The sequence below is a fragment of the Rhizobium laguerreae genome, assembly GCF_019778565.1.
Classification (GTDB): domain Bacteria; phylum Pseudomonadota; class Alphaproteobacteria; order Rhizobiales; family Rhizobiaceae; genus Rhizobium; species Rhizobium laguerreae.
Genome location: NZ_JAAXQT010000002.1, coordinates 352,147 through 375,532 on the forward strand (window position 1 = coordinate 352,147; position 23,386 = coordinate 375,532).

Annotated in this window: 15 protein-coding genes, 1 tRNA gene and 1 pseudogene; 11 read left to right on the top strand and 6 right to left on the bottom strand. The window is 61.4% G+C overall.

Annotated elements, in window-relative coordinates; all coding sequences use genetic code 11:
• Positions 1–72: 72 nt before the first annotated feature.
• The 5 genes from HFO71_RS08635 to HFO71_RS08655 all read left to right on the top strand — a co-directional run bounded on the left by HFO71_RS08635 (position 73) and on the right by HFO71_RS08655 (position 5,676).
• Positions 73–1,482, top strand: coding sequence for a helix-turn-helix domain-containing protein (locus HFO71_RS08635; protein WP_221987840.1), 1,410 nt, complete (start codon positions 73–75; stop codon positions 1,480–1,482).
• Between the two features lie 126 nt (positions 1,483–1,608).
• Positions 1,609–2,706: a polyamine ABC transporter substrate-binding protein gene (locus HFO71_RS08640; protein ID WP_131708007.1), complete on the top strand. Its 1,098-nt coding sequence runs from the start codon at positions 1,609–1,611 to the stop codon at positions 2,704–2,706.
• 89 nt (positions 2,707–2,795) lie between these two features.
• Positions 2,796–3,938 (top strand): ABC transporter ATP-binding protein, encoded by a 1,143-nt coding sequence (locus HFO71_RS08645; protein WP_151520240.1) that lies wholly within the window; start codon positions 2,796–2,798, stop codon positions 3,936–3,938.
• A 4-nt stretch (positions 3,939–3,942) separates the two neighbouring features.
• Positions 3,943–4,854 (top strand): ABC transporter permease subunit, encoded by a 912-nt coding sequence (locus tag HFO71_RS08650; protein ID WP_003545610.1) that lies wholly within the window; start codon positions 3,943–3,945, stop codon positions 4,852–4,854.
• Between the two features lie 3 nt (positions 4,855–4,857).
• A complete protein-coding gene (locus HFO71_RS08655) occupies positions 4,858–5,676 on the top strand; it encodes an ABC transporter permease (protein ID WP_020048525.1) in 819 nt (272 codons plus the stop codon).
• Positions 5,677–5,702: 26 nt separating this feature from the next.
• Here the strand turns inward: HFO71_RS08655 and HFO71_RS08660 are convergent, their stop codons facing one another.
• Complete coding sequence (locus tag HFO71_RS08660) at positions 5,703–7,595, bottom strand: AsmA family protein (RefSeq protein ID WP_221987842.1); 1,893 nt, start codon at positions 7,593–7,595, stop codon at positions 5,703–5,705.
• 219 nt (positions 7,596–7,814) lie between these two features.
• On the opposite strand from HFO71_RS08660, the gene HFO71_RS08665 reads away from it, so the two are divergent.
• Positions 7,815–9,767 (top strand): acetoacetate--CoA ligase, encoded by a 1,953-nt coding sequence (locus HFO71_RS08665; protein ID WP_221987844.1) that lies wholly within the window; start codon positions 7,815–7,817, stop codon positions 9,765–9,767.
• A gap of 215 nt (positions 9,768–9,982) precedes the next feature.
• On the opposite strand, the gene HFO71_RS08670 is transcribed toward HFO71_RS08665, so the two are convergent.
• Positions 9,983–13,876: an ATP-binding protein gene (locus HFO71_RS08670; RefSeq protein ID WP_221987846.1), complete on the bottom strand. Its 3,894-nt coding sequence runs from the start codon at positions 13,874–13,876 to the stop codon at positions 9,983–9,985.
• Positions 13,877–14,089: 213 nt separating this feature from the next.
• On the opposite strand from HFO71_RS08670, the gene HFO71_RS08675 reads away from it, so the two are divergent.
• On the top strand, positions 14,090–14,539 hold the full coding sequence (locus tag HFO71_RS08675) for a phasin (RefSeq protein ID WP_003545621.1): 450 nt from the start codon (positions 14,090–14,092) through the stop codon (positions 14,537–14,539).
• Between the two features lie 130 nt (positions 14,540–14,669).
• Positions 14,670–14,746, top strand: a tRNA-His gene (locus tag HFO71_RS08680).
• A gap of 107 nt (positions 14,747–14,853) precedes the next feature.
• On the opposite strand, the pseudogene HFO71_RS36400 reads toward HFO71_RS08680, so the two are convergent.
• Both HFO71_RS36400 and HFO71_RS08685 read right to left on the bottom strand, forming a co-directional pair.
• Positions 14,854–15,077 (bottom strand): annotated as a pseudogene (locus HFO71_RS36400) (helix-turn-helix domain-containing protein); the annotation flags it as partial.
• A 15-nt stretch (positions 15,078–15,092) separates the two neighbouring features.
• Positions 15,093–16,088: a HEPN domain-containing protein gene (locus HFO71_RS08685; protein ID WP_338150478.1), complete on the bottom strand. Its 996-nt coding sequence runs from the start codon at positions 16,086–16,088 to the stop codon at positions 15,093–15,095.
• A 327-nt stretch (positions 16,089–16,415) separates the two neighbouring features.
• Here HFO71_RS08685 and traA point away from each other — a divergent pair, with 327 nt between their 5' ends.
• From traA to HFO71_RS08700, 3 genes are all read left to right on the top strand, one after another.
• Positions 16,416–21,050 carry a Ti-type conjugative transfer relaxase TraA gene (gene traA / locus HFO71_RS08690; RefSeq protein ID WP_221987847.1) on the top strand — a complete coding sequence of 1,545 codons (4,635 nt, stop codon included), beginning with the start codon at positions 16,416–16,418 and terminating at the stop codon, positions 21,048–21,050.
• A 328-nt stretch (positions 21,051–21,378) separates the two neighbouring features.
• A complete protein-coding gene (locus HFO71_RS08695) occupies positions 21,379–21,816 on the top strand; it encodes a DUF4174 domain-containing protein (protein ID WP_131642095.1) in 438 nt (145 codons plus the stop codon).
• Between the two features lie 43 nt (positions 21,817–21,859).
• Positions 21,860–22,027, top strand: coding sequence for a hypothetical protein (locus tag HFO71_RS08700; RefSeq protein ID WP_017959047.1), 168 nt, complete (start codon positions 21,860–21,862; stop codon positions 22,025–22,027).
• Here HFO71_RS08700 and HFO71_RS08705 read toward each other — a convergent pair.
• Both HFO71_RS08705 and HFO71_RS08710 read right to left on the bottom strand, forming a co-directional pair.
• Entirely contained in the window at positions 22,024–22,905 is an 882-nt protein-coding gene (locus tag HFO71_RS08705; protein ID WP_221987849.1) for a LysR family transcriptional regulator, read from the bottom strand. The genes HFO71_RS08700 and HFO71_RS08705 overlap by 4 nt on opposite strands.
• Complete coding sequence (locus HFO71_RS08710; RefSeq protein WP_221987850.1) at positions 22,902–23,216, bottom strand: putative quinol monooxygenase; 315 nt, start codon at positions 23,214–23,216, stop codon at positions 22,902–22,904. Before HFO71_RS08710 ends, HFO71_RS08705 begins: the two co-directional genes overlap by 4 nt.
• Positions 23,217–23,386: the final 170 nt, after the last annotated feature.

A 23,386-nucleotide genomic window follows, 5' to 3' on the forward strand; every position in this document is an offset into this window, starting at 1 on the left:
ATTGACAGAGTGGCGCTGTGAATTTGTAAAATTTTGTAAATATGAGCGCTCCTTCCTGTCAAAGGGTGTGACATGGCGGAACGAAAGATATTCGCAGGCCCGAAAGTCAGGCGCATCCGCAATGCGCTGGCGCTGACGCAGACCGCCATGGCCGAAGCGCTGGAAATATCGCCGTCCTATCTGAACCTGATCGAGCGCAACCAGCGGCCGTTGACGGTGCAGCTCCTTCTCAAGCTTGCAAGCGTCTACAGGGTCGATCTGGAAGAGTTGCGGGGGCAGACCGGCGGCAGTCTCGGCCAGCTCAAGGAGGTCTTTGCCGATCCACTGCTTTTGGGCGAGCTGCCGGGTGATCAGGAGTTGGTGGAGGTGGCCGAGGCCGCACCCAATGCCGCGAGCGGCATGATCAAGCTCTACCGCGCCTATCGCGAGCAGGCGGCAAGGTTGTCCGATCTGACGGCGCTGATGGCCGCCGAAGGGCATGCGCCGGTCGCCGCCGGCCGCTTGCCGCTGGACGAGGTGCGCGAGACGCTGGAGCGTAGGTCCGGCTATTTCGGACAGATCGAGACGGCGGCGGAAGCCTTTGCCGCCACGCTGCCCCGGGGCGTCGATCTTGCCGCCGGGCTGAAGGATTGGCTGCGCTCCGAGCGCGGCATCGCGGTGCGTGTCTTGCCCGTCCACGTCATGCCGGATCTGCGCCGCCGTTTCGATCGCCATTCGATGCGGCTTTTCATCTCGGAGCGCCTGTCACAGGCCGACCGTGCGCATGAGATATCAATCGAGGCCGCGACTCTCGCTTTGCTGCCGGCAATCGATGCCGAACTCGCCGATCTCTCGCTCTCCTCCGCCGAGGCGCGCCGCATCGCTCGCTTCGAGCTTGCCCGTATCGCCGCGCTGGCGCTTGCAATGCCCTACGAGGCCTTTCTTTCGGCGGCGAAGGCAACGCGCTACGATATCGATATTCTGCGTGCGCGCTTCGGCGTCTCTTTCGGCCAGGCGGCCGCGCGCCTTGCCATGCTGCAGCGCCCGGGCGCGGCCGCCATTCCCTTCTTCCTGATCGAGATCGATGCCGCCGGCCACCGGCTGCGCAGGGCAGGCGCCCAGGGCTTCCCGCAGGCCCGTTTCGGCGGCGGCTGTCCGAAGCTCAATATCCATGCCGCCTTCCTGCAGCCGGGCCAGATCCTCGCCGAAACGGTCGTCATGCCTGACGGCGCATCCTTCCTGACGGTCGCCCGCACCCTGGGGGGACCGAGCGTCGAATTCGGCGAAAGGGTCAGACGCACCGCGATCCTGATCGGCTGCGATGCCGCCCTTGGCGAGGGCGTGGTCTATGGGCAGGCGATGGCGCTCGAGCCGGTCGCAGTCGGTCCAGCCTGTCGCCTTTGCGAGCGGCGTGGATGCCTTTCCCGGGCCGAGCCGCCGGTGACGAGACCGCTCGGGCTCGACGAGATGGTGGCAGGCCTCAGCGCCTTCGACTTCCAGTGATTGTGAAATCATTGAGCGCGCAGGATTTTGCGCTTGTGGGCTTAGAAATTCCTTCTTAGTCTGCGTCGAAAACCAGAGGGAAAAGATGCCCCGGGTGCGGAATCTTTGAAAAAAACAGGAGAAGTCATGAGGTCAACCATCCTATGCGTGACAGCCGCCGCCGTTACCGCACTCCTTGCTGCCGCGCCGGCCTATGCGCAGGAGCGCGTGGTCAACGTTTACAACTGGTCGGATTATATCGACGACTCCATCCTGACCGACTTCACCAAGGAAACCGGCATCAAGGTCGTCTACGACACCTTCGATTCCAACGAGACCGTGGAAACCAAGCTGCTTGCCGGCGGCACGGGTTATGACGTCGTCGTTCCCACTGCCGACTTCCTGCAGCGCCAGATCCAGGCCGGCGTCTTCCAGAAGCTCGACAAGTCGAAACTGCCGAACATTTCCAACATGTGGGATGTGATCCAGCAGCGCACCGCCGAATATGACGCCGGTAACGAACACGCGGTCGATTACATGTGGGGCACGGACGGCATCGGCTACAACGTCAAGAAGGTCGCTGAAATCCTCGGTCCCGATGTCAAGCCCGGCCTTGAAGTGATCTTCGATCCGAAGGTCGCCGAAAAGTTCAAGGATTGCGGCATTTACGTTCTCGACACGCCGAAGGACGTCATCTCCACGGCGTTCCGTTATCTCGGCCTCGACCCGAACTCCACAAAGGCTGAGGATTTCAAGAAGGCCGAAGAGCTGCTGACGGCCGTTCGCCCCAATATCCGCAAGTTCCACTCGTCCGAATATATCAACGCGCTTGCCAACGGCGACATCTGCATCGCCTTCGGCTATTCCGGCGACATGCTGCAGGCTCGCGACCGTGCGGCCGAAGCCAAGAATGGCGTCGAAGTCAATTATTCGATCCCCTCGCAGGGCGCCCAGATGTGGTTCGATATGATGGCGATCCCCGCCGATGCGCCCCATGTCGCGGAAGCCCACGAGTTCCTGAACTACATGATGAGGCCTGAGGTCATCGCCAAGGCCAGCGACCACACCTTCTATGCCAACGGCAACAAGGCTTCGCAGCAGTTCGTCAGCAAGGAGATTCTGGAAGACCCGGCGATCTATCCGACCGAAGAGGTGATGAAGAACCTCTTCACGGTCAAGCCGTGGGATCCGAAAACGCAGCGTCTGGGGACGCGCCTCTGGACGAAGGTCGTCACCGGCCAGTAATTCAGCCTTGGGCCCGGACGGAAACGTCCGGGCCTTTCAATTACCGGCAGGGGTGGAGGCCGGCAGAACCTTATATTTCGGGGAATAATATGAAGTCTCTCGGCAATATCCGCCGCGCTTTTGCGCCTTGGACCGATCCGTCTGCAAAACCCTTCATTGCTTTCAAGAATGTCACCAAGCGCTTTGGCGATTTTACCGCCGTCGACGATCTGTCGCTGAACATCTACCACCGCGAGTTCTTCGCGCTACTCGGCGCGTCGGGTTGCGGCAAGTCGACGCTCCTGCGCATGCTTGCCGGTTTCGAACAGCCGACCTCGGGCGAAATCGTGCTCGACGGCACCGACATGGCCGGCACGCCGCCCTACAGGCGCCCGGTCAACATGATGTTCCAGTCCTATGCGCTTTTCCCGCACATGACGGTCGAGAAGAATATTGCCTTCGGCCTGAGGCAGGACGGCATGTCGAAGGACGAGATGACTGACCGCGTCTCGCAGATGCTGAAGCTGGTCAAGCTGGAGCAGTTCGCTTCCCGAAAGCCGAACCAGCTTTCCGGCGGCCAGCGCCAGCGCGTGGCGCTGGCTCGCTCGCTTGCCAAGCGCCCGAAGGTGCTTCTGCTCGACGAACCGCTCGGCGCGCTCGACAAGAAGCTGCGCGAGGAAACCCAGTTCGAGCTGATGGACCTGCAGCAGAACCTCGGCCTCACCTTCGTCGTCGTCACCCACGACCAGGAAGAGGCGATGACCATGGCCGACCGCATCGCCGTCATGAGCCACGGCAAGGTCGTGCAGGTGGCGACGCCGGCGGAGATCTACGAGGCGCCGAATTCCCGCTTCGTCGCGGATTTCATCGGCGACGTGAACATCTTCGACGGCAAGGTCGCCTCATCGGGCAACGGCACCATCGAGATATCAATCGACAGCGGCTTCAGCGTGCGCGTTGCCGCCGCCGAGACACCCTCGGCCGGCAGCGCCGTCGGCTTCGCCATCCGGCCGGAAAAGATGCGGGTCGGGCGCACGCCTCCTGCCAACGCTTCGGTCAACGCCGCCAGGGGCGAACTCTGGGACATCGCCTATCTCGGCGACATGACCGTCTTCCATGTGAAATTGCAGAGCGGCAATATCGTCAAGGCCTCGTCCCTCAATGCGCAGCGCTCCGTCGACGACCCCTTCACCTACGACCAGGAAGTCTGGGTCTCTTTCGATGAGAACGCCGGCATTCTGCTGAAGGATTGACATCATGGGCAAGCTCACCTCCGGCCTCTACAATCGCCTCGTCATCGCCATCCCCTACACTTGGCTGCTGCTCTTCTTTCTGGCGCCCTTCTTCATCGTCTTCCGCATCTCACTGTCAACGACGGCGATCGCCATGCCGCCTTACGAGCCCGTCTTCTCACTTGCCGACGGTTGGGCCGGGCTCTGGAGCAAGATCGGAGAGCTCTCTTTCGACAATTACAGCTACCTCACCGAGGACTCGCTCTATTTCAATGCCTATGTCTCGAGCGTGGTGATTGCCGGGATCTCCACTTTCCTCACACTGCTGATCGCCTATCCGATCGCCTATGGCATGGCGCAAGCGCCGCGCAGCATCCGTCCGACGCTGGTGATGCTGGTCATCCTGCCGTTCTGGACGAGCTTCCTGATTCGCGTTTATTCCTGGATCGCGATCCTGAAGCCGGAAGGGCTTCTCAACCAGCTTCTCCTGTCGCTGCACATCATCGACAGCCCGCTGATCATCCTCAACACCAATACCGCCGTCTATATCGGCATCGTCTATTCCTATCTGCCTTTCATGGTGCTCCCGCTTTATTCGGCTCTGGAGAAGATGGACGGTACGCTGATCGAGGCGGCGCAGGATCTTGGTTGCACGCCGATCAAGGCCTTCTGGCGCGTCACCTTTCCGCTGTCGATCCCCGGCGTGGTGGCCGGCTGCATGCTGGTCTTCATTCCCGCCGTCGGTGAATTCGTCATTCCCGACCTGCTCGGTGGTTCGCAGACGCTGATGATCGGCAAGACGCTCTGGAACGAATTCAACGCCAACCGCGATTGGCCGGTCTCCTCGGCGGTCGCAACGATCCTGCTGATGATCCTGGTGATCCCGATCGTCTTCTTCCAGAACGCCCAGGCCAAGGCCGAAGAGCGGGGGAAATAACTCATGCTGAAATGGACCCGTTTCAACATCATCTCCGTCACGCTCGGCTTTGCCTTTCTCTACCTGCCGATCGTGCTCCTGGTGATCTTCTCCTTCAACGAATCGAAGCTCGTCACCGTCTGGGGCGGCTTCTCCACCAAGTGGTATGTCTCGCTGCTCTCGAACCAGGGCCTGCTTGACGCCGCCTGGGTGACGATCCGTGTCGGCCTGCTGTCGGCGACGGTCGCAACCATCCTCGGCACGATGGCGGCGCTGACGCTGGTGCGCTACACCCGCTTTCGTGGCCGCATGCTGTTTTCGGGCATGATTTACGCGCCGCTCGTCATGCCCGACGTCATCACCGGCCTGTCGCTGTTGCTGCTCTTCGTCGCGATCGGTTTCGACCGCGGCTTCTGGACGATCACGCTCGCGCATACGACGCTGACCATGTGCTTCGTCGCCGTCGTCGTGCAGTCGCGCCTGTTGAGCTTCGATCAATCGATTGAGGAAGCGGCGCAGGATCTCGGCGCGCCGCCGGTGCGGACTTTCTTCGAGATCACCCTGCCGATCATCGCGCCGGCTGTGCTCTCCGGCTGGATCCTTGCCTTCACCCTGTCGCTCGACGACCTGGTGATCGCCAGTTTCACGTCGGGGCCGGGCGCCACCACGCTGCCGATGAGGATCTACAGCCAGGTGCGCCTCGGCGTGACGCCTGAGATCAATGCGGTGTGCACGATCCTGATCGCGATCGTGACCGTTGGTGTCATCTGCGCCTCGGTCGTCACCAAGCGCCGTGAAATCCAGCGCCAGCGGGACGAGCGCGCGGCAGCCGCCGGCGCGTGAGGTCTAAAGCGCGAGCTCCTCGCGCTTTATTGCGCCTGAGGCGTATTGCCGAAAAGCGGAACCGGCGAGATCACCGGGTTCGGCCATGAGCCGCCGATGAAGAACGGCAGAAGCGGCAGCTCCGCCGCCTTGGCAGGATCGGTTGCATCAAGCGATCCGGAAAGCGCCAGCCCGTTCGACTGATAGGTGATGACGCCGGAAAGCGTCAGCGTCTGTGTGGCGCCGGCGATGCGGGCGTCGTGCATTTCGGCGGAACCGTTGGCAAAATCGGCCTGAAGGTTGAGCTGGTTGAAGGCGAAGGCGCCGCCTGCCGCCGCGCTCAGCGGAAAGAACGGTTTTTCGGCCGCCTGCGTCCGGAGTGCTGCGGCATCGATGCCGGGAATCGTACCTTCTCCCGTCCAGAAGTGCAGCTTGCCGGTGACGTCGGCAATGCCGGTCGTCCAGATCGCCTTCGGCGACTGCAGGTCGAGATCGAGCGATCCGGTTGCAAGCGGCAACGGACCTTTCAGCTGCAGGCGCTCGGCAAGGGCTGCGAAATTGGCATTGCGGATCGACAGCCGCAGCTTGCCGCCGCCGTCGAAGTCGCGCTGCGTCGCTTCCAGATGCGCGGTCATTTCACCGCCTTCGAACTGGCTGTCGCCAATATCGAATTTGGCCTCGCCACCGGCAACGATCATGCTGGCGCCGACATCGGAAAGCTCGAAGAGACCCATCTGTGCGCGCCGTGCCGAAAGCCTGACGTCGACATCGAGCGCCCGCAGCGGTCCGCTTATGCCGGCGGAGATTTCCTCCGCCTCGCCGGCGGCGAGCCTGAGCGCAAAGGCGTCGAGGAACGGCTTGAGGTTCATCTGGTCGAAGGCGAGCGTGCCGCCGATCTTCGGTCGTTTGCCGGGTTGGGTGAAAAGGTCCATCACCCCGGTGGCGCTCGCTTCGTTCAACGAAAGACTGAGATTGTTGAAACGCAGGCCGTTGCCCGACGACATGATGTCGGATTCCAGCGAAGCGCTCTTCAGCGTTGCGATGCCGGGGATCGATTTGCCCGACCATGTCAGAAGTGCGGGCAAATCGGGAATGCTGGCGGTGATATTGCCGGAAAGGGCCGAAAGATTGGCGATGCTGGCAATGCCCTGGAAGTGCGCGGTCAAAAGGTTTGATGTGAGCGACGTTCGTGTCTCGGCATTCCTGCCGGCAAAGGCGAGCAGTGGCTGGCGCGAGGCGAAATCGACCTTCAGGTCTTCGCCATTGATACGGGCGATGACCACCGCCGAGATCGCGCCGGATAGTCTCGGCCAGGCGATATCGGCGGTGACGCTGTCGAAGTGATAGGTCGTGGCGGACTTGATGTCGGTGACCACAAGCGTGCCGTCCTCGACGGTCACCGCGCCGATCTCGGCATCGAGATCGGGATCGAGCACCTCAGCTCCGTTTTCGTAACGCACGCCGCTGATCGCGCGTGCGAGCAGGCCGGCATAACTCCAGTCGATCAGCCCTTTCTCGTCGCGCGTCAGCGCCAGCTTGGGGCGCACCAGGTGGAATTCATGGAAGCTCGTCCGGCCTCTCAACGCATCGATGAGGCTAAAATCGGCCGACAGGCTTTCAATGCTGCCGAGCAGCTTGTCGCCGCTTTCGCGCGGCTGGCGGATGGTGATCTGGTTCAGCGTGATGCGCGGCGTCGGCCAGAATTCGAGAACCGGACTACCCTTGATCTCGGCATGGTAGCCGGTCCATTTCGACAGCGCGTCCTCGATACCGGAGCGCACGAAGCCGGTCGAGATGAGATAGGGTGCGGCAACCCTGAGCGCCACGAAAAGCGCCAGCGCGATCAGCAGGAACACCGTCGACAGGCGGGCAAAGGCCGGAAGCCAGCGCGAAACGGGTCCGATCTTCCTGCGCCACCTGCGATGTCTTGACGTGCTCATGATCTCCGCCGGCAAATTCAGCCGGTCATCCCGTTATGCGCTGATTTCGCCGGATATAGGAAATGCCAGGCATATGCAAATCTCTTAGAGCGCCGCACGTCTTTTCAGACGCGCAAAGGACGCTGTAAACTTTGAATTGACGGCATCGGATCGCGCCGGTTCCGTACTTTATAACGCAATGCAGCATGATATAAGGGCGGTATTGGGGAGGAGGATTGAATGCAAGATAACAGACCGCTTTGGGTGCCCTCGGAGGATGCCGTTGCAAAAAGCCCGATCCATGCCTTCATGGAGCGCTGCAATGCCGATTTCGGGCTTTCTCTTTCAGGCTTTGAGGATCTGCATGCATGGTCGGTGGCCGAGCGGGAGAATTTCTGGTCGACCGTCTGGGATTTCTGCGGCGTCAAGGGAGTGCGCGGCGTAGAGGTGTTAGCCAATGGCGACCGTATGCTGGATGCTCGCTTCTTTCCCGATGCGACGCTGAACTTCGCGGAGAATCTTCTGTCGGGCCGCGGTGACGGCGATGCGATCATCTTCCGCGGCGAGGACAAGGCCGAGGACCGCTGGTCGTGGGACCGGCTGCGTGTGCAGGTCTCGAAGCTGCAGCAGGCCTTCGCAGCACTCGGCATCGGCAAGGGCGACCGTATCGCCGCGATGATGCCGAACATGCCGGAAACCGTCGCCGCCATGCTCGCCGCCGCCTCGATCGGCGCCATCTGGTCGTCCTGTTCGCCTGATTTCGGCGAGCAGGGTGTGCTCGACCGCTTCGGCCAGATTGAGCCGAAGCTGTTCATTGCCTGCGATGCTTATTGGTATTCCGGCAAGCTGCAGGATGTCGGCGCCAAGGTCGCGACGGTCGCAAAAAATCTGGGTGTGCCCACAGTCATCGTCCACTACGCCGGCGATGCGGAGGCCGTGGCGCGTAAGACGCCGGGGGCTTTAACGCTTGAGGCCTTTGTCGCGCCCTATGAGGCAAGGGAGGTCGAGTTCACGCAGCTTGGTTTTTCGCACCCGCTCTACATTCTCTTTTCGTCGGGCACGACAGGCGTGCCGAAATGCATCGTGCATTCGGCCGGCGGCACGCTGCTGCAGCATCTCAAGGAGCAGCGGCTGCATTGCGGCCTGCAGGCGGGCGAGAAGCTGTTCTATTTCACCACCTGCGGCTGGATGATGTGGAACTGGCTGGTCAGCGGTCTCGCCAGCGGCGCGACGCTCTGCCTGTTCGACGGTTCGCCCTTCGCCCCCGATGGCAACGTGCTGTTCGACTATGCCGAGGCCGAAAAATTCGCCATCTTCGGCACCTCGGCGAAATATATCGATGCGGTGCGCAAGGGCGGGCTGACGCCGCGCGTCAGCCACGATCTCTCCAGCCTGCGGCTGATGACCTCCACCGGTTCGCCGCTGTCGCCGGAAGGGTTCACCTTCGTCTACGAGGGCATCAAGGAAGACGTACAGCTCGCCTCGATCTCAGGCGGCACCGATATCGTCTCCTGCTTCGTGCTCGGCAATCCGCTGCAGCCGGTCTGGCGCGGCGAAATCCAGGGGGCCGGCCTCGGCCTTGCGGTCGACGTCTGGAACGATGACGGCAAGCCGGTGCGTGGGGAGAAGGGTGAGCTCGTCTGCACCAAGGCCTTCCCCTCGATGCCGGTGATGTTCTGGAACGACCCCGATGGCGCCAAATATCGCGCCGCCTATTTCGACCGGTTCGACAATGTCTGGTGCCACGGCGATTTCGCCGAATGGACGGAGCATGGCGGCCTTGTCATTCACGGCCGCTCGGATGCGACGCTCAATCCTGGTGGTGTTCGAATCGGCACGGCCGAGATCTACAATCAGGTGGAGCAGATGGAGGAGGTGGCCGAGGCGCTCTGCATCGGCCAGGACTGGGACGACGACGTGCGCGTCATCCTCTTCGTCCGCCTTGCCCCGGATGTGACGCTGACCGAGGATCTCGTCAAGGCGATCAAGACCCGCATCCGCACCGGCGCCTCGCCGCGGCACGTGCCGGCGAAGATCATCGCGGTTGCCGATATTCCCCGCACCAAGTCCGGCAAGATCGTCGAGCTTGCCGTGCGCGAGGTCGTTCACGGCCGGCCGGTGAAGAACCAGGAAGCGCTTGCCAATCCAGAGGCGCTGGGGCTCTTCGCCGGGCTAAGCGAGCTGAAGGATTGACAGCGATCGTAGATTACAAGCTTTCACCCTTTATCAATTTCCTGTCATGGAAACCTTTCGTTAAGAAAGGTTTGTCAAAGGTGAAGCTAACTTGGGGGCCGCACATGAACTATGCGGCCTGGGGCCTTCGGGCCTCCGAAACATGACGTTGATCGACTGAGCTCTTGTTGAACAGCACCAAATTCAAAGGCGGCCTCCTGGCTGCCTTTTCTTTATCAACCGGCCAGCACCCGCTGCGACGGGAAGGTGATCTCGACGAGCGTGCCCTCGTTCGGCGCCGAATTGATCGAGAAGGTCGCTCGGTTGGCATCCACCATCGCCTTGGTCAACGGCAGGCCGAGCCCGGTGCCGTCACCGCGGTGACGCGATTGGGTCGAGGAGACCTGCCGGAACGGCTTCATCGCCTGGTCGAGTTCGTTGCGCGTCATGCCGATGCCGGTATCGCGGACCCTCAACACAACGCTGCCATTGGCTTCATAGGAGGTGGAAACGACGATCTGCCCGCCTGACGGGGTGAAGCGGATGGCGTTCGACAGGATGTTGAGCGCGATCTGCTTGATCGAGCGCAGATCCGCCACGACCTCGGGTACCGCATGCGACAGCGCCGTGCGGATGATGACGCGCTGGCCGTTCGCCTGCGGCTGTACCAGAGCCACAGCCTCGGAAACTGCCTCGTTGAGGCCGACGGCGGCAAAATCGAGATCCATCTCGCCCGCCTCGATCTTCGAAATGTCGAGCAGGTCGTTGACGATATCGAGGACGTGCCGGCCGGAGCGGCCGATGTCGTTGGCATATTCGATATAACGCGGATGGCCGATCGGCCCGAAGCGCTCGCCGGCCATCATGTCGGAAAAGCCGATGATGGCGTTGAGCGGCGTGCGGATCTCGTGACTGACGCGGGCGAGGAAATCGGTCTTGTGGGCGTTGGCGGTTTCGGCCGCACCCTTGGCGTTGCGCAGCTCGTCCTCGGTGCGCTTCCACTGGGTGATATCGCGGATGACGGCGCAATAGCCGTTGGAGGAGGTGAGCTGGCCCATCGTCATGAACAGCGGTACGAAGCCGCCGGCGGCCTCGCGGCCGATCACTTCGCGCCCGTCGTTCAACACGCTTGCCACGCCATGGTCGGAGAGGCCGTTCAGATAGTCGATGACTGCCTTCTGGCTCTCATGGGCAAACAGCATGACGAAGGGTTTGCCGCGAGTTTCCTGTTCGTCGTAATTGAAAAGCGCGCTGGCCGACCGGTTCATCGAGCGGATATCGCCCTCCGTGCCGATGACGACGACGCCGTCGGTCGCCGTTTCCAGGATCGAGCGCAATTCTTCCACTTCGACCTGGAGTTTAGCGACCTTCTCGACCATCCGCTCGGGGCGGCCTTCAGAGCGGCCCTCGGACCGGCCATCGGAGCGGCTTGCGTCGCTGCGGCCATCTTCCTTGCCTTCCACCGGCATCAGCGCCAGCATCAGGGCGTTGGCGTCTTCCCAGCGCACAGATTGCAGCCGCGCGGTCACCGGCGCCAGCGTATCATCAGCCTTGACGAGCATCATGGTGCCGGAGCCTGCGGCATTCTCCTCGAGTTCGCGGCGCTGCAGCAGGGCTTCGATGCCGCCCACTTCGCGCAATGCCTCGAGCGTGCCGTAGCCCGTCAGCCGCATGAATTCCGGATTGGCATGGATCAGCGCATCGCCGATATGGATGAGCACGGCAACAGGCAGTTGGTCGACCGTTCCCACCGAAAGCCCGTCCGTCATCTTGATGCGCGGCGGGATGAAGCTGGTGAGAACCTCGATCTGGCTGGTCGTCTCCTCAAGCCCTTCCGTTGCCTCGTCCTCGGCGATGACGTCAGGCTCTTCGGCGGCGCCATCGTCTTCGCGCTCCGCCTCGACGGCATTCTCGAGGATCGCTTCCTGCGGCGCGATCTCCTCGATCGACGATATGTCTGCCTCGTCGGTAGTGGGTGTTTCGCCCTCGAACGCTTCGGGTCCGGAGGCCTCTTCGAAGCCGGTTGTTTCCGTGGCGCTGGGTTCCATCGGCGCCGCGGCGTTGGGTTCCATCGGCGCCGGGGCGACAGGCTCTTCCTTGCGGGTGCCGAAGGCTTCGAGGCGCTTGGCGATCTCGCGGAAATTGGCCTGTTCGGCAGCCGTCAGTCCGGCGCCGCTGTTGTGGAGCTGAACGATCTTGTCGGAGAAACGGCGATTGGGCGTTTCCGAAATCCGAAGCGCCGGCGGCTCGTCCGAAACATCCGCTGCCGGCTCGGCGGCAGGTGCTTCGTCGGCGCCGACCGCCTGTTCTTCTACGGCATTCTCCGGCGCTGATGTCTGCACGATCGCCTTTTCGGCAGTGATCTCTTCCGATCCTGTCTCTTCGGTCTCCGGCTCGGCTGCCGTAAACGCTTGGTCGTCGATCTCTTCCGCTGCGATGGTTTCGGCCGAGACCTCTTGGGGGGCGGCTTCCGCTTCATCTGCCACTTCGGCGACGGGCTCTGCAACTGGACCGAGGCTCGCTGCATCATGGCCGATACCATCAGGGCCGAGTGTCAGGCCGAGCGCCAGCGGATCTTCCTGTGCATCGGAAAGCCGGACCACGCCGAAGCCGCGGAAGCCATCGAAGTCGCGGTTGCGGGTATAGGTCGGCAGCGCCGCCAGATCGACCGGAACGACGAGGCTGGTGCCTTCGACCGGCCAGAGGATCGTCTTGCCCGACCACGTGTCGCGGCGGGCGAGCGCCTCGGAAAGCTTGCCGTCAGGATCGAGATTGAAGAGGGCGGCGACATCGCCGAAGGCAGAACCGATAATGTCGGACGCATGCGGACCGACGGCCTCGGCAAATTCGTGGCTGACCTCTGTGAACCGGCCCTCGGCGTCGATCTTCCAGACGAAGCGCGTGGCGCGGCTGTTCGGCCTGAAGACGAAGCCGGGCTCAGCCGCAAGCTCAGGGGCAGGGGGCGTATCGGGGACGAGAGACGGTGCGATGGCGGGTTCTTCGTGAACCGCTGCCGGCGCCTCTTCGACAGGCGTTTCGCCGGCTTCAACAGGCGGTTCCGCCGCCGTCGCCGTTTCCACCGTCTCCGCAATGGAGGTCACATCGTCCTCGATGATCGCGGCGGGCTCGGTGGCCTCATCCGCGCTTCTATCGATCATGTCGCCGTCGCTCTCCGGCTCCGCATCCGCGGCAGGGTGGGTCTCTTCACTCGCCTCGTCTGCGGATGCCGCGTCTGTCTCGGCTGGCTGTTCGTTTTCGCCGGCGATCTCTTCGAGAGTCTCCTCGACCTCCTCGATCCCCGAAACGGCGTCGATGATTTCGGTAAAGCCTGCTGGGGTGACAGGGTCGTCTTGAAGCACTTCGGCCGGCGGCGCGCTTTCTTCCTGTGCGGGCGCATCGACCGGGTCGAGCGTGGACGCATCGACTGGATCGAGCGCGGGCGCGTCGAGCGGGTCGAGATGACCGATCGCGGTCTCCACCGCAAAGAGCAGATTAAGCGCCGGATCGTCGCTGAGCTTGCCGACCGCGGCCGGAAGATTGCCTCTGCCGGTCGCGACGGGTCGCTTCACCAATCGGTCGGGATGCGCGCCGGCAAGGTTGATCAAGGTCTTTGCAGTCTGCTCGGAGATCCCGAGCGAGGCAAAGCCCGGCGAAGCCGCGATGACTTCGCCATCGGCGCCGATCACCGCCATATGCGTATCGGGATCATCAAGTCCCTGCAGCATCTGGGCGGCCGATGCGCCGGCCGCGAGGGGCTTTGCCGAGACCGGCACCGAAAACAGGATGGCCTTTTCGCCCTGGGAAAGCCGGATCAGTTCGGCCGCCGCCTGCACCTGCGCACGCTGGAAGCCCCTGGCGACGCGGATCATCAGGCTGCGGCTGTCGCCGATATCGGTGAGCTGGCGCGCCGCCGTTTCCAGCTGGCGGAAGGTAATGTCGGTGCGGTCGACCCCCTGATCGAGCAGGTCATAGACTGCCGAATGGCCGAAAAGCTCCGCACCCGCACCGTTCGCCCAGAGCAGGCGCGCAAGATCGGCCGAAAACAGCACCATGGCCTCGCCGCGTGAAAAGCGTTCCCGCACCCGTGCATGCACGGCGATATCGATGAACGGATATTGGACTGCGGGCATGTTCGAACCTTGTCGCTGTCGGCCTTCTCAAATTAACGGCTTATTAATAACTGCGGGGCGCATGCCGGTCCAGAAGAGGAGGGGGTTTTCGGCCGGAAAGGTTAACGTCTTGTGCACTGCACAATAATTGTTGCAATGCACAATGAAATGTCTTATATAAGCATCATCCAACTAACGCAGGCAGCGGCTGCCTCAACCCAAAGGATGCGACCCATGGCTACCATAAAGACCGACGACGTTTTTTCAATCGCTTCTTTCGACCCGTCCAAGTTCACGGAATCCTTCCGTGAATTCGCCGAAAAGGGCGCTCAGCAGTCGAAGGATGCCTATGCCAAGCTGAAGACCGCTGGCGAGGAAGCCGGCAAGACGCTCGAAGCCACCGTCCAGACGGCTCAGGCCGGCAGCGTCGAGATCGGCCTGAAGGCGATCGACATCCTGCGCATCAACTCCGAGAACTCGCTGTCGCACTTCGAAGCGCTGCTCGGCGTCAAGTCCCCGGCCGAATTCTTCGAGCTGCAGACCTCGTTCATCCGCAAGCAGGCCGAACTCACCGTCGAGCAGGCGAAGTCGATCCAGGAAACCACCAAGCAGGTGGCCGAGAAGCTCGCAAAGCCCTCCAAGGACGCCGCCGAAAAGGCCATGGCTTCCTTCAAGGTTGCCTGATCGGTCTTTACCGATCGGAGATAAAAGTCTGGACCTCGCGTCCAGCCTTTTTGTATATTGACGAGGAATGGGGCTTGAATTCATCTCCAAGTCCTCGTATGTGACCCCCGTCGCGCCAAGCGCGATTTATGCGGTTGTAGCTCAGTTGGTTAGAGCGCAGGTTTGTGGCACCTGAGGTCGGAGGTTCGAGACCCCCCAACCGTACCATCTCCCACTTGTCCATATCGAAGACATAGGTAACAGATCGTCCCTAAGACATTGGGTGGCAACCTCGTGCAGAAACGGGTCGTCGATCGGTCGCAAAGTCCTTTGCTTGACGGCACGCGCACATCGCTGGCTAGGCGCTCGACCAGCAGTTCTCTGACCTTCCTGGTACCCCAATGCGGCTCCTTTTGCCAGATGATCATCGCCTCGACCGGCTGAGGTAGTTGGTTGGCGCAACGCACCAGGCGCAAGACAGATCCGTCAGGGCTTCCAGGCCGTCATCTTTGTAGCAATTGAAGATTTTGTAGCCGGTCGTGCCCGAGATGGCGAATTCCGTTCGCGCAGTTGGTCAATCGCATGAAAGCGAATCTCGCTTGATTATGTCGCTGCCAACTATTCCTCTAAGGGTCTCCAGGTGCCCTTCGCAAACCATCTTGACTAGTTCGAGCAGTAACGCAGTTTGTTCTGCGAGCCAGCCAAGCGCTTCCTCGCTGATTTCGAAATGTTTCGAATAGCGCGCCTTCACATATGACTCGTTCAACGTGTTGAACCAGGCGCGTTCACGATGCTGATCGCGAGGAAATGCCTCAGCTAACCGCCGATCCTGTTCTTCGGAAAGGGAGCGGAGGAATTTGATGTTGTGGGAAGGCGGGCCGTAATTTGTTAGGGTCAGGAGAACGCAGGAATAGGCTTGTTCCAACGCCTGATGGAGCTGGAATGCTGCGACTCGGAATTCCTTTTCGCTAACGCAAGATATTCCTATCTTTAGAAATGAGCGCGAAAGTGTTAGCCGATCCTCGTAATGTTCTTTCGCAATTCGCAGTCGATCTTCCGACGAAAGAGGCTCGGCCTCGGCCAGCGGCTCATCGTCGAGTTCGTAGAGAACAATGCCTTCCTTGCGAATGTCTGAGAAGAAATACTGCCCCTCCTTGAGGTAGGTATTCACTTCACGTCTGGAATGGACGATGAAGCTCACCGGTGTTTCGATCGACTTATCGTGCATTAGCCGGTCAGCCGCCTTGTACCAATATTCGGCGAACTCGCAGAGCTTGCGGTTGTTGACGATGATCAAGAGATCGAAATCGGAGCGATACCCCTTCATGGTAAAGGGTTCGTCGACCCATCCGCCCTTGGCGTAGGAGCCGAACAGGATGATCTTCAGGATCCTGCCACGCTTCTTGAAATCGGCCGTACCCTCTTTCAACGCGTCCTCGAATTCCTCGTGCAGGATTTCGAGAACCCGTCCGAGTTCTCGCTGCTTGCGAAGCGGCATATGTTCAAGCGACGATTTCATGAGCAATCGATAGGCGAAAGATCCAATATCGTCTACTGGCAATTTTAGCACCGCTCGACTCCCGTTTTGCCCCTGTGTCCCATCCGGTTGCCAACTCACGCTGGGGGATTGATGAAAAGATTCAAGCGCCTAGGGACAAGGATTATCCGATCCCGGCGTGGTTGGAACGCCGTGCAACAGGGCGAACAAAGCGTGAAATAGGTTTCAGATTAAACTATCTTGAATAAAACAGTTAAATCGCTTATTTGTCGCAGTTGATGTGGACCCGCGCGAAAAAGACCGGAGACAAGCGCGGAGCGAGTCAGTCGTTCGGCCCGACCATTGTAAGAGAGCGACGTCGCTCGCTGGTGCAACTGCTCCGGATATGCGAGGACAATCATGGCGATCATGTTCGTCAGAGCGCAGGTGATCAGCCGGGGAGCGGGACGCAACGTCGTCGCGGCCGCCGCCTATCGTCATCGCACTAGGATGATGGACGAACAGGCAGGCACGTCGTTCAGCTATCGGCGCGGGGCCTCCGAGCTGGTGCACGAGGAACTGGCCCTGCCGGATCAGATGCCGGATTGGCTGCGGTCGGCGGTCGAGGGGCGTTCCGTTGCTGGTGCCAGTGAAGCGCTGTGGAATGCTGTTGAAGCTTTCGAGAAACAGGCAAACGCGCGGCTGGCGCGCGAGCTGATCATCGCGCTGCCGGAAGAGCTGACGCGGGCCGAGAACATCGCCCTGGCGCGCGAGTTCGTCCGTGATAATTTCACGTCCGAGGCAATGGTCGCCGATTGGGTCTACCACGACAAGGATAGCAACCCGCATATTCATCTGCTGACGACCGTGAGACCGCTGACGGAAGAGGGATTTGGGCCGAAAAACGCTCCTGTCTTGGGAGAGAATGGCGAGCCACTGCGTTTCTTCCCGCCCGGGCGGCCCGGGGGTCGGATCGTCTATAAGTCCTGGGGCGGCGACAAGGAAACCTTGCAGGCGTGGAAGATCGCCTGGGCGGAGACGGCCAACCGGCACCTGGCGCTTGCCGGCCACGAGATCCGGCTCGATGGCCGCTCCTATGCCGAGCAGGGTCTCGATGGCATCGCGCAAAGACATCTCGGGCCGGAAAAGGCAGCCCTTTCCCGCAGGGGTGCCGAGATGTATTTTGCTCCGGCCGACCTTGCCCGCCGGCAGGAGATGGCCGACCGGCTGCTTGCCGATCCTGCGCTGTTGCTGAAGCAGCTCGGCAATGAACGTTCGACCTTCGATGAGCGCGATATCGCCAAGGCGCTGCATCGCACCGTCGACGATCCCGCCGACTTCGCCAATATCCGCGCGCGGCTGATGGCGTCTGACGATCTCATCATGCTGAAGCCGCAGGAGGTCGATCCTGAAACGGGGAAGGCGACAGAGCCGGCTGTCTTCACCACGCGCGCGATCCTTCGCATCGAATATGACATGGCGCAGTCCGCGCGGGTTTTATCGGAACGTCGCGGTTTTGCCGTTCCGTCACGGCATGTCGCGGCCGCCGTCAAGAACATCGAAACAGCTGATCCGGAAAAGCCTTTCAAGCTCGATGCAGAACAGGTGGACGCCATCCGTCATGTCGCCGGCGACAGCGGCATTGCGGCCATTGTCGGCCTTGCTGGCGCCGGCAAGTCGACCTTGCTTGCCGCCGCTCGCGTCGCCTGGGAACACGATGGCCGCCGGGTGATCGGCGCGGCCCTTGCGGGGAAGGCCGCCGAAGGACTGGAAGATAGCTCCGGCATCAGATCGCGAACACTCGCCTCCTGGGAACTCATCTGGGCCAATGGACACGAGACGCTTCACCGCGGCGATGTGATTGTCATCGACGAGGCCGGCATGGTGTCGTCGCAGCAAATGGCGCGTGTGTTGAAGATCGCCGAAGAAGCAGGCACGAAAGTCGTTCTGGTCGGCGATGCGATGCAGCTCCAGCCGATCCAGGCGGGTGCGGCCTTCCGGGCGATCACCGAGCGCATCGGTTTTGCCGAACTCGCCGGCGTGCGCCGCCAGCGCGAAGACTGGGCGCGCGAGGCATCTCGGCTTTTTGCGCGCGGCGAGATCGAGAAAGGTCTCGACGCCTATGCGCAACAGGGTCATCTCATCGAGGCGGCGACGCGCGACGAAATCATCGATCGGATCGTCGCCGATTGGAGCGAAGCGCGCAAACTGGCAATCGAGACGTCGGTCCTCGAAGGCAATGACGGCCGTCTTCGCGGCGACGAGCTTCTTGTGCTCGCCCACACCAATGCCGACGTGAAGCGTCTGAACGAAGCGCTGCGATCGGTGATGACAGGAGAGGGCGCACTCGGTGAGGGTCGCTCTTTCCGGGCCGAACGCGGCGCGCGAGAATTCGCCGCCGGCGACCGCATGATCTTCCTGGAGAATGCCCGTTTCGTCGAGCCACGTGCGCCCCGTCTCGGTCCGCAATATGTGAAGAACGGCATGCTCGGTACGGTCGTTTCCACCGGCGACAAACGAGGTGATGCACTGCTGTCGGTCCGTCTCGACAATGGCCGCGATGTCGTCATCAGTGAGGACAGCTACCGCAATGTCGATCATGGCTACGCTGCGACCATCCACAAATCACAAGGTGCCACCGTCGAGCGAACCTTCGTACTCGCCACCGGCATGATGGACCAGCATCTGACCTATGTGTCGATGACCCGACATCGCGACCGCACTGACCTCTATGCCGCGAAGGAAGACTTTGAAGCGAGGCCGGAATGGGGGAGGAAGCCGCATGTCGATCATGCCGCCGGTGTGACCGGTGAGCTCGTGGAAACCGGACAAGCCAAGTTCCGGCCAAATGATGAGGATGCCGACGACAGTCCTTATGCCGACGTGAAGACGGACGACGGAGCCGTCCATCGTCTCTGGGGTGTGAGCCTGCCGAAGGCGCTCGAAGAGGGCGGTGTCTCCGAAGGCGACACGGTCACCCTGCGCAAGGACGGTGTCGAGAAGGTCAAGGTTCAGGTTCCGATCGTCGATGAGCAAACTGGGCAGAAGCGTTACGAGGAACGTGAGGTCGACCGCAACGTCTGGACCGCCAAGCGGATCGAAACCGCCGAAGCTCGCCTGCAACGCATCGAGCGGGAAAGCCATCGGCCGGATGTGTTCAAGCAACTCGTCGAGCGCCTGTCGCGCTCCGGTGCCAAGACGACGACGCTCGATTTTGAGAGCGAGGCCGGCTACCAGGCCCATGCCGACGATTTCGCCCGGCGTCGCGGGATCGACGCTCTTTCTCAAACTGCGGCTGGCATGGAAGAGGAGGTTTCGCGGCGGTGGGCGTGGATCGCGGAAAAGAGGGAGCAGGTGGCTGAGCTCTGGGAGCGGGCCAGCATGGCGCTCGGTTTTGCGATCGAGCGGGAACGGCGTGTTTCCTACAATGAGGCGCGAATTGAAACGCAAACTGTCTCAGATGCCGACACTGGCCGTGTGCGGTATCTGATCGCACCCACCACAGTCTTTGCCAGGAGCGTCGACGAGGACGCGCGGTTGGCTCAGCTTGCGTCGCCGGCGTGGAAAGAGCGCGAAGCCATCCTGCGGCCGTTGTTGGAGAAGATCTATCGTGACCCGGATGCAGCGATTGTCGGCCTGAGCGCCCTGGCGTCGGATACGAGCATCGAACCTCGCAGGCTTGCCGACGATCTTGTTGTTGCGCCGGATCGGCTGGGCCGCCTGCGTGGTTCCGATCGGATCGTCGACGGTCGTGCGGCACGCGACGAACGAAATGCCGCGATCACCGCCTTGACGGAACTCCTGCCGCTCGCCCGTGCCCATGCGACGGAGTTCCGCCGGAGTGCCGAACGCTTCGATCTCAGTGAGCAACAGCGCCGCGCGCATATGTCCCTGCCGATCCCGGCTCTCTCGAAGGCGGCGATGGCACGTCTCGTCGAGATCGAGGCGGTGCGCAGGCAGGGTGGTGACGACGCCTACAAGACCGCCTTTGCGCTTGTCACCGAAGACCGCTCGATCGTCCAGGAGGTCAAGGCCATCAGCGAGGCGCTCACGGCCCGTTTCGGTTGGAGCGCCTTCACATCCAAAGCCGATGCGATTGCCGAACGCAACATAGCCGGGCGTCTGCCGGAAGACCTCGCGAGCACCAGACGCGAGAAGTTGGTTGGCCTATTCGAAGCCGTGAAGCGTTTTGCCGAGGAGCAGCATCTCGCCGAGCGGCGGGATCGCTCGAAGATCGTCGCTGGCGCCAGCGTTGAGCGGAAGAATGAGCATGTCGCCGTATTGCCCATGCTGGCCGCCGTCACCGAGTTTAAGACCCCTGTCGACGAGGAGGCGCGCTCGCGGGTGCTGTCAGCTCCTCTCTATCGCCAGCAGCGCGCAGCGCTGGCTGAGGCGGCACGAGTGATCTGGCGCGATCCGGCCGGCGCCGTCGGCAAGATCGAAGAGCTGCTCCAGAAAGGTTTCGCTGCCGATCGCATCGCCGCTGCGGTGACCAACGATCCGGCCGCCTACGGCGCGCTGCGCGGTTCCGATCGTCTGATGGACCGGATGCTGGCCGCCGGCCGGGAGCGGAAAGAGGCGGTGCAGGCCGTGCCTGAAGTCGCCGCCCGGCTGCGTGCGCTCGGTTCGGCCTACGTCAATGTGCTCGATGCCGAACGCCAGGCTATTGCAGAAGAACGACGGCGCATGGCAGTCGCCATTCCCGGCCTGTCGAAGGCGGCGGAAGAGGCGCTGATGCGCCTGACTGCTGAGGCGAAGAACAACGATCGCAAGCGGAATGCATCGGCTATTTCTCTCAATCCCACCATTCGCGAGGAGTTTGCCGCCGTCAGCCGGGCGCTCGACGAGCGCTTTGGTCGCAATGCCATCATTCGCGGCGAAAAGGATCTCATCCACCGCGTGCCACAGATGCAGCGCCGCGCCTTCGAGGCGATGCAGGACAGGCTGAAAGTCCTGCAGCAGACCGTCCGCAAGGAGAGCAGCAAGAAGATCATTTCGGAGCGCCGCCAGCGGGCTGTCAGCCGTGGGCGTGGCATCGATATGAATGGCCCTTAAGCAAAACAAGAGAGGCCATTTCTGTTGATCTGTATCCATAAAATGGATCAGTCTTGGCTGGAGTGTTCCGGTTGCATTATCCGGGCTGGGAAACGAACGGATGGCAAAGAAGGTATCGCAGCTCAGGCGAGCAGAATACGTTTATCCAGACGCATAGGCGATAAGGGGCGCGCCGGCGAAAATGCCAAACGACTAATTCCGATTGGATTGGAGCCGAATGCCGCTGCTGGAAATGAGGAAGATCTTCACCGACAAAAATACGGATCCTGACGTTTCGATGGAACCCATGTCGCACCGGGTCGTTCTCGATGTTAACGGGAGAATATGCATGTCGAAGACCCTGCTCTACGGTGCGACGAAGATCGACGAGACCAACAGCGCTTATGCGCCGATCGAAAGCCTCGCCCAGTTCCAGTGGAAGAACCGCGTCTTTATCCTATTCGCCGACAGGGATAATTCCCGCGCCGCTCGGCAGGAAAATCAGCTGCTCGCCAACCGCTCGGCCCTCGATGAGCGCGACCTGGTGGTGCTGAAGGTTTCCGGCGCCGACGTCCGTCCGCTCTTCGGTGCGGCTGACGGCCTCGACGGCGAAGCGATCCGCCGCGATCTCGAGGCGCCGGAGGTCGGAGAATTCGCCGCTTTCCTGCTCGGCAAGGACGGCACCGTGAAGCTCAAGGCCAGCGAGCCGATTACCGATGGTGAGCTCTTCGCCATCATCGACAGCATGCCGATGCGTGCTGCCGAATCGCTGAAGCCGGACAAATAACCCCGAACGTCGCGTAAACGGAAATCATGAAAGGGAGGCGGTCATGTCCGTGCCCAACGAACCCATTCCAGACCAGCCGCCGATGCCCGGGCCCGGCTGGAAGCCAGAGCCTCCGATCAAGGAACCGGAGCCTGACCGGCTGCCCGACGAAGCGCCGGTTCCCAATCCCGACGAGAACGACGAACCGGCAAAACACACTTTCGAGACTTAGAGAAAGATGTGCCGTTCGGCGCTGACGAGTTCCTGAAGAAAATCGGCGACGCTCCTGACGCGTAGCAGGTCGCGCGCGGTTTCGTGATAGGTCGTCCAGTAGGCGCGCCGAATCGAAACCTCCGGCAAAATGCGCTGGAGTTCCGGATATTGCCTGGCGATATAATCATGCAGGATGCCGATGCCGGCGCCTGTTCGCACCGCCTCCGTCTGTCCGATCGCCGTCGAAATCTCGAAGCCTGCATCCCAACTGCGCATGACTGCGCCGGAAAAATTCAGGGACGCGGTGAAGATCAGGTCTTCGACATAGCCGATGCGGCGATGCGCTTTGAGCGCGTCAATATCGGCGGGGGCTCCCTGTGACGCCAAATAATTTCGCGAGGCATAAAGGCCGAGCGTGTAATCCGTCAGCTTCGAGGAAACGAGCCGGCCTTGTTCGGGCCGCTCCAGCGTGATGGCGATATCGGCCTCGCGTTGCGAGAGCGAGAAAGAGCGCGGAACCGGCACGAGCTGGATCTTCAGTTCCGGATGGCGCTCGATCAACCTGCCCATGCGTGGTGCAAGAAAGGAAACACCGAACCCATCGGGCGCGCCGACGCGCACAGTCCCGGCAATTGCCGTATCTGTGTGGCCGAGACTGGCCTGCACGGCCAGCATTTCGGTTTCCATCCGCTCTGCGGATGTCAGGAACACTTCGCCTTCGGCAGTCAGCTCGCAGCCATTCGTCCGGCGGATGAAAAGCCGCGTCTTCAGCGCCTCTTCCAGCGACGTCAGTCGACGCGAGAGCGTGGCGTGATTGAGCCCCAGCCGCTTCGAGGCGGCAAGGATCTGCCCGGTGCGGGCGACGGCGAGGAAAATACGAACATCGTCCCAGTTCATGGCTTGGCACGTATTGCGATCGGATCGACCTCGATAAGCGTCAGCGATGTCACCATGTGCGCCGTCTGGTTCTCGTACTTAAGAAAATGCGGTGTCCGCAGATGGGCCTCGTATGCTTCCTGGTCGGCGTAGACTTCAAGGATACGGATCCGGTTTGGGTTGTCCCTGATGGAAACAGCGCTCAGGGAAAGGACGCCGTCTTCCAGCGCGACGGATGCTTCGATTTCTTGCGTGAGCAATGCGCGATAGGTTTCAAGCGTGTCCGGATCGATCTCCAGCTCCGCCATTCTGACGACGGGTTTCCGGCTCATCGCTTTGACCTCCCCCCCAGGGTTTGACTTGTCGGCGTTTGACTTGTTGGCGTGCCGTGCCAAGTTTGGAAGCAGCGGCAGCGCCTGATGCACGATAGAGCTATAATTTTCGCACAACGGATGCTTATATCAGCGCATTGATTTGTGCAAATTGAAGTGCGATTGTCGGC

Bases quoted from the DNA above. Each gene is read 5' to 3' on its own strand.
- HFO71_RS08635 (WP_221987840.1), top strand. From the start codon at position 73: ATGGCGGAACGAAAGATATTCGCAGGCCCGAAAGTCAGGCGCATCCGC.
- HFO71_RS08640 (WP_131708007.1), top strand. From the start codon at position 1,609: ATGAGGTCAACCATCCTATGCGTGACAGCCGCCGCCGTTACCGCACTC.
- HFO71_RS08645 (WP_151520240.1), top strand. From the start codon at position 2,796: ATGAAGTCTCTCGGCAATATCCGCCGCGCTTTTGCGCCTTGGACCGAT.
- HFO71_RS08650 (WP_003545610.1), top strand. From the start codon at position 3,943: ATGGGCAAGCTCACCTCCGGCCTCTACAATCGCCTCGTCATCGCCATC.
- HFO71_RS08655 (WP_020048525.1), top strand. From the start codon at position 4,858: ATGCTGAAATGGACCCGTTTCAACATCATCTCCGTCACGCTCGGCTTT.
- HFO71_RS08660 (WP_221987842.1), bottom strand. From the start codon at position 7,595: ATGAGCACGTCAAGACATCGCAGGTGGCGCAGGAAGATCGGACCCGTT.
- HFO71_RS08665 (WP_221987844.1), top strand. From the start codon at position 7,815: ATGCAAGATAACAGACCGCTTTGGGTGCCCTCGGAGGATGCCGTTGCA.
- HFO71_RS08670 (WP_221987846.1), bottom strand. From the start codon at position 13,876: ATGCCCGCAGTCCAATATCCGTTCATCGATATCGCCGTGCATGCACGG.
- HFO71_RS08675 (WP_003545621.1), top strand. From the start codon at position 14,090: ATGGCTACCATAAAGACCGACGACGTTTTTTCAATCGCTTCTTTCGAC.
- traA (WP_221987847.1), top strand. From the start codon at position 16,416: ATGGCGATCATGTTCGTCAGAGCGCAGGTGATCAGCCGGGGAGCGGGA.
- HFO71_RS08695 (WP_131642095.1), top strand. From the start codon at position 21,379: ATGTCGAAGACCCTGCTCTACGGTGCGACGAAGATCGACGAGACCAAC.
- HFO71_RS08700 (WP_017959047.1), top strand. From the start codon at position 21,860: ATGTCCGTGCCCAACGAACCCATTCCAGACCAGCCGCCGATGCCCGGG.
- HFO71_RS08705 (WP_221987849.1), bottom strand. From the start codon at position 22,905: ATGAACTGGGACGATGTTCGTATTTTCCTCGCCGTCGCCCGCACCGGG.
- HFO71_RS08710 (WP_221987850.1), bottom strand. From the start codon at position 23,216: ATGAGCCGGAAACCCGTCGTCAGAATGGCGGAGCTGGAGATCGATCCG.